The organism is Pseudomonas sp. RHF3.3-3 (genome assembly GCF_048069595.1).
Lineage (GTDB): Bacteria > Pseudomonadota > Gammaproteobacteria > Pseudomonadales > Pseudomonadaceae > Aquipseudomonas > Aquipseudomonas fuscovaginae_B.
Window position 1 is genome coordinate 5205922 of sequence record NZ_CP182250.1, and the last position, 12855, is coordinate 5218776.

Annotated in this window: 8 protein-coding genes; 6 read left to right on the plus strand and 2 right to left on the minus strand. The window is 59.7% G+C overall.

Going from position 1 to position 12855, the window contains the following annotated elements; translation table 11 throughout:
* The first annotated feature begins 95 nt into the window (after nt 1-95).
* The 3 genes from ACMGT0_RS22610 to ACMGT0_RS22620 all read left to right on the plus strand — a co-directional run bounded on the left by ACMGT0_RS22610 (nt 96) and on the right by ACMGT0_RS22620 (nt 4857).
* Nucleotides 96-884: a CPBP family intramembrane glutamic endopeptidase gene (locus ACMGT0_RS22610; RefSeq protein WP_416769865.1), complete on the plus strand. Its 789-nt coding sequence runs from the start codon at nt 96-98 to the stop codon at nt 882-884.
* Nucleotides 885-1098: 214 nt separating this feature from the next.
* The gene (locus tag ACMGT0_RS22615; RefSeq protein ID WP_054060390.1) at nt 1099-2664 is read left to right on the plus strand and encodes a methyl-accepting chemotaxis protein; all 1566 of its coding nucleotides are present in this window, start codon (nt 1099-1101) and stop codon (nt 2662-2664) included.
* Nucleotides 2665-3498: 834 nt separating this feature from the next.
* Nucleotides 3499-4857: a hypothetical protein gene (locus ACMGT0_RS22620; protein WP_416769866.1), complete on the plus strand. Its 1359-nt coding sequence runs from the start codon at nt 3499-3501 to the stop codon at nt 4855-4857.
* 71 nt (nt 4858-4928) lie between these two features.
* Here ACMGT0_RS22620 and ACMGT0_RS22625 read toward each other — a convergent pair whose 3' ends face one another.
* The gene (locus ACMGT0_RS22625; RefSeq protein WP_416769867.1) at nt 4929-6878 is read right to left on the minus strand and encodes an autotransporter outer membrane beta-barrel domain-containing protein; all 1950 of its coding nucleotides are present in this window, start codon (nt 6876-6878) and stop codon (nt 4929-4931) included.
* Between the two features lie 650 nt (nt 6879-7528).
* Between ACMGT0_RS22625 and ACMGT0_RS22630 the strand changes: the two genes are divergently transcribed.
* The 3 genes from ACMGT0_RS22630 (at nt 7529) to ACMGT0_RS22640 (ending at nt 12142) form a co-directional block, all read left to right on the plus strand.
* A complete protein-coding gene (locus ACMGT0_RS22630; RefSeq protein WP_054062885.1) occupies nt 7529-9427 on the plus strand; it encodes a hypothetical protein in 1899 nt (632 codons plus the stop codon).
* Nucleotides 9428-10005: 578 nt separating this feature from the next.
* On the plus strand, nt 10006-11370 hold the full coding sequence (locus ACMGT0_RS22635) for an addiction module component (protein ID WP_416769868.1): 1365 nt from the start codon (nt 10006-10008) through the stop codon (nt 11368-11370).
* Nucleotides 11371-11410: 40 nt separating this feature from the next.
* Nucleotides 11411-12142, plus strand: a complete 732-nt coding sequence (locus ACMGT0_RS22640) for a hypothetical protein (protein WP_416769870.1) — start codon at nt 11411-11413, stop codon at nt 12140-12142.
* A gap of 39 nt (nt 12143-12181) precedes the next feature.
* Here the strand turns inward: ACMGT0_RS22640 and ACMGT0_RS22645 are convergent, their stop codons facing one another.
* Nucleotides 12182-12841, minus strand: a complete 660-nt coding sequence (locus ACMGT0_RS22645; protein WP_416769872.1) for an alpha/beta fold hydrolase — start codon at nt 12839-12841, stop codon at nt 12182-12184.
* Nucleotides 12842-12855: the final 14 nt, after the last annotated feature.

Consider the following 12855-nt stretch of genomic DNA (forward strand, 5'->3'; position numbering starts at 1 on the left):
AAACACTGGCCTGGCCAGTGTTTTTTCATTGGTCAGGAGGGGCGGGGCACGGGTTATCATGACCCGCCCTGCCCGCCTGACATACAAGGAGTTGCATGTCCGTCCTGCCCTGGCCTTATCTGGCCCTGCTTTCCCTGGGTTATGCACTGGCCTTGAGCGTCGGCCAGTTGGGCCTGCCCAGCCTGTTCACCTTCGCCCTGCTGCTCATCAGCGGCGCGGCCGTCCTGCAGACCCGCAGCCGCGTGGCCGGTTATCTGGGACATGGCCTGTTCGTGCTGCTGGCCGTCGCGCTGGCCCTGCACTGGCTGCCGGGCTTCCAGAACGGCCGGGTGATCAACGCCCTGCGCCTGACCCCGGAGGCCGTGCCGTTCACCCTCTACCTCAATCTGGATAAACCGCTGATCGGCTTCTGGCTGCTGGTCTGTCCCTGGCTGGTCAATCGCCGTACGCCGGGACGCGTGCTGCTCAGTGCGACCAGCGCCTGGGCCATGACCTCGCTGCTCGCCCTGGGGTGCGCCTGCCTGTTGGGCATCGTCAACTGGGCGCCGAAATGGCCCGAGCAAGGTGGCTGGTGGCTGCTGAACAACCTGCTGCTGGTGAGCCTGGTCGAGGAAATCCTGTTTCGTGGCTATATTCAGGGCGGGCTGAGCCGCTGTTTCAAATCCTTTCCACGGGGCGAAACCCTGGCCTTACTGGGGGCTGCGCTGATTTTCGGGCTGGCGCACGCCGGTGCGGGCTGGCAATGGGTGCTGCTGGCGACACTGGCTGGCATCGGCTATGGTCTGGCCTATCGCTATGGGGGCCTGGCCGCAGCCGTCCTGGCCCATGTCGCGCTTAATAGCGTGCACTTCGTATTCTTTACTTATCCGATGTTGCAACCGTGATAACAAGAACGAAAGTACCAACTGGTACTTTCGTTCTATGAAAAGCCGGATGAACGGCTGAACTCGTTAATTTCCAGCGTGTTCGACTCGTATTCAAGGACGAGTGCGAGTACGCAAGAGCCAAATTGTGAAACGGTCATGAAAGTTGAAAAATATATTTAATATTTCCCCTGTCATGCCGACAACCTGTCAAAGCCTTGCGGATTGAAAAACCATGCGGAATAACCAACCCATTACCCAACGTGAACGCACCTTTCCCGCTCAGCAACGGTTGATTTCCACTACCAATGCCAAAGGCGTGATCACCTACTGCAACGACGCGTTCGTCGAAATCAGTGGGTTCTCCCGTGACGAACTGATCGGCGCCCCGCACAACCTGGTGCGGCACCCGGATGTTCCGACGGCGGTGTTCGAGCACATGTGGAACACTCTGAAACAAGGCCTGCCATGGATGGGCATTGTCAAGAATCGCTGCAAGAGCGGTGACCATTACTGGGTCAACGCCTATGTGACCCCCGTCTTCGAAGGCAACCAGGTGGTTGGCTACGAATCGGTGCGGGTCAAGCCCACCGCCGAACAGGTCCGCCGGGCCGAAGCGCTGTACCTGCGCATCAACCAGGGCAAGTCGGCGATTCCACGCCGGGACAAGTGGCTGCCGATCGTCCAGGACTGGCTGCCCTTCATCCTGGTCAGCCAGGTCAGCTTCCTGATCGGCGTGTGGCTCAACTCCCACTGGGGCTTCGCTCTTGCCGCCGCGCTCTCGGTACCGCTCGGCCTGCTGGGCCTGAGCTGGCAGCAACGCGGCCTCAAGCGCCTGCTGCGCCTGGCCGAGCAGACCACCTCGGACCCGCTGATCGCCCAGATGTACACCGACAGCCGCGGCGCCCAGGCTCGCCTGGAAATGTCGATCCTCAGCCAGGAAGCGCGTCTGAAAACCTGCCTGACCCGCCTGCAGGACACCGCCGAGCACCTCAACGCCCAGGCCAGGCAGTCCGACGACCTGGCCCAGAAGAGCTCCAGCGGCCTCGATCGCCAGCGCCAGGAAACCGAGCAGGTGGCGACCGCCGTCAACCAGATGGCGGCCACTACCCAGGAAGTCGCCAGCCACGTCCAGCGCACGGCCGACGCCACCCAGGAAGCCAACCGCCTGACCAGTCGCGGCCGCGATATCGCCGGAGAAACCCGCGAAGCCATCGAGCGGTTGTCGGTGGTGGTCGGTGAAACCGGCGGTACCGTGACCCAACTGGCCAAGGACAGCGATGAAATCGGCGGCGTGGTCGACGTGATCAAGGGCATCGCCGACCAGACCAACCTGCTGGCACTGAACGCTGCCATCGAAGCGGCCCGTGCCGGCGAGATGGGCCGCGGTTTCGCGGTGGTGGCCGACGAGGTGCGCCAACTGGCGCAACGCACCAGCGAATCCACCGGGCAGATCCACGCCCTGATCGCCAAGCTGCAACAGACCGCCAACACCGCCGTGCAGACCATGGACGCCGGCCATCGCCAGGCCCAGGAAGGCGTGGCACGGGTACTGGAAGCTGACGAGGCACTGGTGGGGATCAGCGAAGCGGTGGCCAATATCACCGACATGACCACCCAGATCGCCGCCGCGACCGAGGAGCAGAGCTCGGTGGCCGAGGAGATCAGCCGCAACATCAGCACCATCGCGCAACTGGCGGACCAGACTTCGGAGCAGGCGCACAACTCGGCGCAACTGAGCGAGGAACTGACCCACACGGCCCATACGCAATATTCGCTGGTGGAGCGTTTCAACCGATAGTTTCAAGTAAAATAGAGAAGACCCGATGACCGAAAGGCATCGGGTTTTTTATTGCCCGCAATAACATTAAATAGTTCTCTTTTATAAGTAAGAAATTTCCTCAAAGAAACAAACTTGGCACTTACAGAAAAACTACATATCAAACAAAAAATTCAAAACCCTTGACAACACCCAAGACTTAATATTCGTTGAGTACCTGGCACTATATCGCATAACCAACTGATAGCGTTTCAGACCTGAATGCATTATTTGCCAAAAGCACACGTATCGGCGCAGAACTCTCAAAACAATCTGTAACGCGTCTGATCGTGGGAAATGCCTGACAACACTCAATCAGATAAAAGGAATATCCTAATGAAGGACTTGGAGACTCAAAGCTCACCCATTTTTCTGCAAGCTCCATACGTGGGAGCCGCGGCCCCCGAAGACGGACTCTTGCAGGCAACGGACCTGGACAAACCGCTGGCGGTCACGGTGACTCTCTGGAACGATGTCAGTGCCGACGAAACCTGCCAATTGATCTGGAACGGGGTGCTGGTTGGAACCCCTACCCCTCTGCCCGGTTACCAGACAGGCGACAAACTCACCTTGGCATTACCAAGTGAATACCTGTCCGAAGAGGGTAGAAACGAGCTTCAGTATAGGGCGTATGATATTTATAGCGAGCTATCAAGTGACTCTCATATCACTCCGATCCTTATAGACCGCACACCGCCCGGAGGTGAACTTCTTGCATCAGTCATCCTACCCAGTATCGCTCTCGATGGCTTGACCAACAGCGAACTGATCGAACTTGGCGACCAACTCACCGCCACTGTCCCGGGCTACTTCGATATGAAATGGGGAGATGTCATACACAGCTATTGGGGCGAACATGCCGGTCCCAGCCACACGGTCCAGCCCGAGGAACTCGGTAGCGGAAAAGTTCAACTCACCGTCGAGCGAAACTTCCTCGAGCAACTGGGCAACGGCGAGTTCGCCATCAGCTACAGCGTTCGCGACCGGGCCGGGAACGTTTCGGTACGTTCGCAATCGGCGCTGCTCAAGCTGCAACTGCAAGAGTTGCCGGCCAACCTGGCGGCCCCCATACCGCTGAAGATCGAGGACGGCCAGATTCACGACCTGCATGCGCGCCTGGGGGTGAAGATCGGCGTGCCGACCTATGACCATGTCGCCATCGGCGACGAAATCCGCGTGCTGTGGAATGGCGAACCGGTCGGCGGCAAGCGGATAATCAGCGTCCATGAGCTGGGCAAGCCGTTGCTGCTCAACGTCATGGTCACCTACCTGTCCATTTCCCGCCACGGCGATGGTCCGGCCAGGGTGACCTACCAGGTCTGCCGCAATGGCGAGACCTTCGTCTCCCCGGACCTGGAGCTCAAGGTTTTTTTGCAACTGCCCGGCCCCCAGGACCCGACGCCCAAGACCCTGGTCAACGAGGCACTGGCCGCACCGGTGGTCAAGAGCAAGAATCCGGACGCCCAGACCCTGGACAACTACCTGGACGAAGACAGTGCACACTTGGCCGCCGACGTCGTCATCGCCTGGCGCGACGCCTTCCGGGCCGGTGACCGGATCAACCTGTTCTGGGGCAAGGCGGAACATCCGCTGGTTCGCCCCATCACCCAGCAGGACGTCAACAGCGGCTGCTACCTGGTGATCAACGTGCCGAACAGCCTGATCGTCGAGCAGGGCTGCGGGGTGGATATCCGTGTGCAATACACCGTGACCCGCGAGGGCAACCCGAATACCTCCTATTCCCCCAAGCAGTTGGTGGCGGTGATCTTCCAGATCCAGTTGCCGGGCGGTGAGGAGGGGCTGATGGAACCGGTGTTCAGCGGTGCCAGCGTGTTGAATGTGGTCGACCCGCGCAAGGATCCGGAAGGCACCGTGGTACACGTCGCACCCTACCGCAACATGAAGGAAGGTGACCGTATCCTCCTGCGTTTCTGCGGTTTCGATGCCCTGACGGGCGGTAATCCGATCGACAAGGCCACCTACACCAGCGAACACGTGGTCACCGGCCGCGACCTGCGCTACGGCTATCGCTTCCGGGTGCCGCTGGCACGCCTGATGGCCGTGGAGCACGGCCGTGGCCGGGCCCATTACGAGGTGAGCAACAGCCTGGGACGAGCCACCTCGTTGCCGGCTGATGTGTATATCTCGTCCCGCACGCCGGTCAAGGTGCGCTGAGCGTCGGCCATGAAAAAACCCTCGACGAGGCGTCGTCGAGGGTTTTTTCATGGGTCAGGAGAGGCCAGGAATCAGAATCCGTAGCGCACGCCGACGCTCACCCCCCAAGGCTGCTCGATGTGCTCGCCCTTCATGTAGTCGACATGAGCATGCAACTGCAGGTTCTTCGACAAGGCGGCGGAAACACCCGCCCCCAGCTCGGCGCGGCTGCCGAACAGGCTGTTGTCGAACGACACGTCGTTGATTTTCACGGTATTGCCACTACGGGAAAACTCATGGACCAGGGCTGCCTTGAGATAGGGCTGCAACAAGCCGCCATCCGCCAGTTGCAGGTTGCGCCCCAGCGTCGCTCCCGCCTTGCCGAGTGCCGACTGGGTATGATCGTTCTGCGCTCTCAGGCCGTTGTCCAGGGTATAGCGCTCTCCCTTGACCATGACCGTCGATAGTTGCGCATAGGGTTCGATGAACACATCCTGCTGCAGCTTGATGTGTTTGCCGAACTCCAGCGAGCCGCCATAGGCAAAGTTGTCGTAGCTGCCCTTGGCCTTGACGCCGTTGGTCATCGCCACATCCGCCTTGTTGCGCAAGCGGTTCAACTTGGCGACGGCATCCAGGTAATAACCTTCGTCCATCAACCAGGTGCCATAGGCCCCGATATAACCGCTGTCCACCGAACCGGCGGTCCCCCGGCTGAGACTGAGGTCGGACTCGCTGTGACCGACCATGGCACCGACCAGCAGTTGCCCGTTGCTGACCGGCACGGGCAGGTCGAAGCCGAGGGACAAGCCCTTCTGACGCTGCTTGTAACCGAACCCTGCATCCGCGGTGATGTTGTACTGGTTACCGTAACCGCGGATCCAGCCGCCGCCCTCGCCGCTGGTACGAATTTCCCCCATGCGGCTGCGCAAGGTCGCCAATTCGCCATACCAGATCGTCGGTCCGACGCTGAACAGTCCCAGAGCCGCCTGGCTCGAAGGGCTGATGGTCTTGCCTGAGCCAACGATGAACCAGTCGTCGCCCTGCCTTTCCAGCAGGTAGGAATAGGCGCCCAGGTCGACGCTGCCGCCGACCACATCGAACCAGGCATCGCCGCCTTCGGTATGCACCACATGCAATGGCGTGATCTCCGGCGAGTTCGGCTCCTGGCCGGTGTTCTCGATATTGAGCAGGAACTCGCCATTGGCCTGGCCATTGACACTCAGCAGGTCGCCGGTATTGTCCAGCAGGTTGACGTGCATGTTGAACATGCCGGTCCCCGACAGCTCGCCCAGGGACAGAGTGCGGAACTGGTCGGCCGAACCCAGGGTCACGCTACCGCCGCCCAGGGACAACGACTTGACCTCGGCATCGGCGACCAGGGTCCAGTTCGCGCCACTGTTGATGGCCACGCTGTTGGTGTTGACCAGATTGCCGGTGAGCTGGGCGTTGTTCTGCAGGGTAACGTCCAGGGTGCTGGTGTCATCGGCGACCAGGTCGCCGCTCAGGACTGAATTGCCAACACTGAAACCGACGGTGCTGTTCTCCCTGACATCCAGCAATAGGCCGTTTCCGGCCAGCAGACTGGAACCGTTCTGGACAACGATCTCTGCCTGCGCCCCATCGACGACCCGGATGGCCGGCCCGATCAGCCCCTCCAGCGTTGAATTGTCGAGGACAACCTGGGATGTCGCATCAATCGGTATCGGTGCTCCAGGGCCGCTGGTATCACCTATGATGTGCAGGCCAACCGACTCCCCTCGCCCATAGCTGCCATTGGTCATCTGCAATGTACTGCCCGCCAGCCTGATAGCCTCGCCATCATTCCCTGCCCCGGCCACGGCAGTCACCGTTGAGTGATCCAGCGTGAGTTCACCCAGAGGAGATACGATCGCACCGATTCCCATGCCGGAGACGCTGCTGTCCCGCAGACTCGCCCTGGAACTCAGTGGCGATCCACCATTCATGATGGTACCGACCTGCAATGCCCTGCCATTGGCATTGTTGATCGTCCCATTGACGATCGTCGCCCGGCCATGGGACAACGATAATGCTCCATTCACCGTCCCATTATTGATCTGGACATCGGAGAACCCGCTGCTATTTCCCGTGACGCTGACCGAGTTGGTAACCGCGCCATCGAATATCTGCAACACGCCACGGTTGATTACCTGCCAGGACTCAACCGGGCTGGAGGCATTCAGGGTTTCAATGCGATTGCTTACCGTACCGTCTGTTCCATTGCTATTGTCGATTTGGGTCGCGTGAACCTGAAAGCTCAGGCTTGCACCACAGGACAACCCTATGACCCTCAATCCGGTTTTATGAATAAAGCCCGTGCTCATTTTTCTCCGATACAACATATACTTCCCTCGCATGAGTTTGGAGAGAAGCATTCTGCTCAGGGAAAAACAGCGTTAACACGAAACCTCTCCCCACACTTCACAAGCAAATTCCCGAAAACACATAAGCAAGTTCCTACAGAAAATCCTCATATAAAAACACCCACCCCTCTGCAAAAAAATCATTGACACCCCTCAAAAAAGTCGATTACTTCAAAACCACATAGAGCCCCCTTACTTACTCCATCGAGAAGTCTGCTCACCTGCGGAAAGCCTAAAAACCTCACCTACGGCGGGCGGCACGACTTCGCTCAAAAAATTAAAATCTTTTCCATTTAATAAGGAAACATAAAATGTGCAATACAAAGACCCATATCAGCCTGAACCTCGATGGCTATACCAGAAGCGAACTCGAACGATATCCGCAACCAGACGTACCGCTGGCATTTACGGATGGCCTGTTACCAATCACTGCCTTGAACTCTCCGCTGGATGTCACTTTCCCGCTTCCAGACGATGCAGGACTACACTATTCCTACAGATTGCTGTGGGATGGCAAAGAACTTACCGATGAATGGGAAGATGTAACGCAAGATGACCTTAATAACCCAACAAGACGTTTGAAGTTGCAAGTCCCACAGGAATACCTGGTAGAAAAAAGAGATCCGTTCAACCCGACTGACAAAAAATACAGGTTGGCATATGAATTCAAGAACAACGATAACGGTCTAGCCGAGCCCTCTTTTGAATACCTGCTGGAGATCGACCAGACCGCACCTGGCTTGCCTTTCCACGGCCCGATGATCTTTCCGCGGGAAGTGGAAGGTGGGCTGACCTCCGCAGAGCTGACCGCACTGGGCAACAAGCTGGACGTTCTGGTCACCAGCTACAGCACCATGGCCGACGGCGATACCATCCAGACCTGGTGGGGCAATATCGAGGGCCCCAGTGTCCTGGTGCGCTGGGCCGATGTGGAAGATGAACGGGTCACCCTGTCCTTCACCCGTGCCTTTCTCGAACAGGTCGAAGCCCAGATTGGCAGCAACGAAGCCGAAGTAACCTACTTCGTGACCGACCGCGCGCTGAATATCTCCCCTCGTTCCGAACCCTCCTATATCAGGCTCCTGCTGGCCGACATCCCGGACGACCTGCCAGCTCCGATTGTGGCACAGGCCGACGACGGTCTGATTGATTACCAGGACGCCAAGACTGGCGTAACCGTAGGCATTCCACACTACGACGGGGCTGCTCCGGGTGACCGGATCAGGCTGTTCTGGGGCGATGGCAACCCGTTGCCGGAACTGGAACTGCGCCAGGGCGACGAAAACAATGATCCGGTTCTGGAGCCCGTTCTGCAGTTCGATGTGATCAACCTGATTCCGGAAGGACAGGTCAACGTCATGTACGAGGTCCGTCGCGAGAACGAACTGGTGGGAACCTCTCTCACCAAGCAGGTGGAGGTATTCCTGACCTTGCCTGTGCCAGAGGAAAACCTTCGGCCACTGACCATCCAGGGCACCAGCGGCAACCCTGATGTCGAGGACAACCTGATCGACCCGGATGATTACGAACTCGATGCGCGAGCCATCTTCCGCTGGGTAACGGGTTTACGTGCCGGGGACTACCTCAACCTGAAATGGGGAGAGCAGGAGGTTCTGCGCTGGTATGAAATCAAGCAGTCCGACTTCGACGCTGGAGTGGACTTCACTATCCCGGTTCTCAACCAGATACTCAAGGATCAGGGCACCGGCCCCGCCATTCCCGTCAGCTACACCGTGACCCGCACTGGCAATCCGAACCCCGCCGGGGCGCCCACGCAAAACGTGGCAGTGCGTTCAAAACTCGAACAACCCGGCGGAGAACTCGGGCTGCCGCCTCCTCGCTTCACCCGGACAACCCCTGGCGGTGTCGTGGGCCCTATCGAGAACCCGGATGGTACGCCATTGCACGTCGACCCTTATGACAACATCAAGCAGGGGCACACGATCCACATGACCTTTGACGGTTATGACAAGAGCAATAACCCGATTCCGGAAGCTCACCATACCGCTCAACGCGAACTGGACCAATGGGACATCGTCAACGGTTATAGCTTCCAGATACCAGACACAATATTGCGCGCTCTTTGCGTAGGTCGGGCAGAAGCCATTTTCCGTGTCGAGCCCAAGCCGGAGCACAATCAGGGACCTGCAACTTCCGCGGTTGCCGACGTGCGAGTAGACATGAGCCGCCCAGGTCTCGGCTGTCGATAACGGCCAGGCAGCAAGTTATCTAGAACAGCCGTTTTCTTAAATAAAGAACCATCAAGAGTACGCGGCAGGTTTTGTAACCTGCCCGTGCCTGCACCACGCAGTACTTGATTAAAAACCACTCAGGATAAAATGATATGAATAATCCATCCAATCAGAAAACCATTGAACCAGCCTTGGAAAAACCCAGGGTCGAATCCGCACTTGACGACGGTGAAGGCCTCTTGCCCATAGACGTCCTGAACGCACCTGTTCCTGTAAACTTCCCGGTATGGGATAACGCCGATACGAAAGAGGACTATCAGCTATACTGGAACAATACTCCCATAGGCAAACCAACTCCGATCAAGGAAGATGACGTCCCCGGAAAGATACTCACGCTCTATCTTCCAGTCGACGCACTGGAAGAAGGAAAATATCAACTTACCTATCTGGTACGTAATACCGACAACAATAGTACGACCTCATCTTTTCCTACCTCGATTGAAATCGACACCACCGCCCCCGGCCTCCCCTCCCTCGCCCCCCTGGAGTTCCCGCCCGAGGTCCGCGATGGCCTCACCTCCGAAGAGCTGACCGACATGGATGATGTACTACCGGGCATCGTCCACGGCTACACCGGCTTCGCCATCGGCGACCGGGTTAGAACCTTCTGGGGAGCCACCGAGGGTCCCGACGCCCTGGTCGAGGACGATGACATGGAACCTCGGCAGGTGATCGTCGAGTTTCCCCGCACCTTTCTCGAATCCCTGGGAGACTTCAACGGACCGGTGCACTACAGCGTCACCGACCGGGCCGGAAACCTCTCCAGGGACTCGGTCGCGGTCAACGTCCGCTTGCTGCTCAACGAGCCGGTCACCGACCTGCCGGCACCGATCATCGACGGCTACGTCGAGCCTATCGACCACGAACAGGCGCAAGCCGGTGTCGAAGTGACGATTCCTACCTCGGAGCCGGTCCAGGCCGATGACCGGATTCTCCTGCACTGGGGCAGCGTGGAGCTGGGCCCCTTCCCCCTCGATGCCTTTGGGCAACCGATCATCCTGCACATCGACGTGCCTTTCGAAAGCATCGAGCAAGCCGGCGATGGGGATATCCGCCTGGAGTATGAGCTCAGTCGCGAGGGACATGTGATGGGCTACTCGCGGCCAAAGGATATCGTGGTCAAGGCCCGACTGCCGGTGCCCGGTGAGCTGCGCAAGCCGCTGATCCGTGGTGCCTCGCCCGATGGGGAGGACAACCTCATTTCCCCGGACGATTTCGAGCGCGATGCCAAGGCCGTCATTACCTGGAACACCGGTTTCATCGAAGGACAGGAACTGCAGCTGTACTGGCGCGGACAGGCGATGTTCGAGCCTGCCTATCGCATCACCGCCAGCGATGTCAGCGCCGGCCGTGACCTGAACCTGACGGTGCCCGGCGAACGTTTCCGGTCACTGGGCACCGGCACCGATATCCGTGTCCACTACGGCATCGTCCAGGCCGGCAATCCGAACACCTCCAGATCCGCCGAGCAAGGCATCATCGTGCGCAACTGGGATGAACTGCCCGGTGGCCGGCCGGGGCCCGACGCGCCGGAGTTCACCGACCTGAACGAACACGGCGCCATCAATACGGTGAACGGCCGTGACGGCGCACCGGTGCATATCGCCCCCTATCTCAATATCAGGCAGGGCGATGTCATCCACTTCCTCTACGAAGGTTTCGACCGTCTGGCGGGCGGCAACAGGAAGATCCGGTGGCCGCACACCTCCAACCCGCTGACCGAGGAGCAGGTCCGCAACGGCTATGACCTGCGCGTGCCCAGGGCAGTGCTGGACAACCATTGCTACGGCCACGCCGAGGCCACCTTCAGCGTCGACAGCATCACCGGAACCGGCCATTCGCAACGCCAGAGTGCCTACGTGGACATGCGCGTGAGCGGTGCCTGTCCGACAGGTGCCTGAGCCCCTGACTCCCTATTCCATCACTTACGGAGACACGATCATGTCCGTGAACATCAATCCGCAAAATCTGAAAAAACTCGATCAACCGGTCGTACTCAGTGCCAATCCAGGTGGCGTCGGTACAGTCGACACACAGGATCCGGCGAAACCGCTGCCAGTGCTGGCTGGCCCCCTGGACCTCGAGCCCGGGGATCGCATCGACCTGTACTGGAAAGATGCCGCCCGTCCCGTCAGCACCTACGAACACCCCATGGACGAGCCGCCGATCAGCGACTTCGTCACCCTGGCGGTGGACATCCGGGATATCCGGTCCGGCAGGGAGCCCGTGCCCGTCTGGTTTCGCTTCACACCGTTTCCGGGCGGAACCTGGCAAGACTCCGACATCACCCTCATCCGGGTCAAACTGGAGATCCCCGGCGGCGTCGACATCGACCCGGCCACCCCCTACGAGAACGAGGCCCTGCAAGCGCCGCAGGTACAGCCGGCCGGCGTGATCACCGCGCCCCACGGTGTGAGCGTGATCGTGGCGCCCTACCTGAACATGAGCGTGGGCGATCAGGTCAGCGTGGCCTGGGATGAGCGGAAGATCGATTACCCGCCCCTGGGCGAGGAGCACTTGAACCGCAACCTGCTCATCGCTGTCCCGACTGAGATCGTCGAAGCCGTCGGCAGTTCGCCCAGCCTGCCGGTGCGCTACGAGATCCATGACGTGGTCGGCAACTGGTCAAAGCACTCGCCCGCCACGCGGGTCGTGGTCGACCTCGAAGCCTGACCGCCGTGCCGCCGGCAGTCCCTCGCGGGCCTGCCGGCCCTATGCGCTCTGGCGCAGAATGAATGCGCGCACCTGCTGCGCGGCACTGTCCAAATGCTGCGCATGGCTGAAGCCGCTGGCCTTGAGCGGCTTGAGGTCGTGGTCGGCGGCAGTCAGCCAGCACAGCTCGATACGCGGCGACAGCACATAGTCCGCCACCGCCTGACGGTTGCCCAGGGCATCACGCTCGCCCTGGACGATCAGGGTCGGCGTGGCGATGTCGGCCAGGTGCGCCACCCGCGGCTTATCCGGTTTGCCGGCGGCGTAGAACGGATAGCCGAGGCAGACCAATCCCTGTACGCCAAGCTCGTCAGCCAGCAGGCTGGCCATGCGTCCGCCCATGGATTTGCCGCCGATGAACAGCGGCCCGCGGACCTGCTGGCGCACCGTTTCGAAGACCTCGCGCCAGCACTCCAGCAGCCTGGCCTGGGGATTGGGCGGGCGCTTGCCGCCATCCAGGCGCCGTTGCGCCATGTAGGGAAACTCGAAACGCAGGACATTGACACCCTGCGCAGCCAGGCGCGCGGCCATCAGGCTCATGAAATCGCTGTCCATCGGTGCCCCGGCCCCATGGGCCAGGATCAGGGTCGGCGCCGATTCGCCAGCGGCCGCCCGATCATGCAGCCAGCCCTGGTGCCCCGGCCATGCTTGTTCGCCCATCTCATTCCTCATCG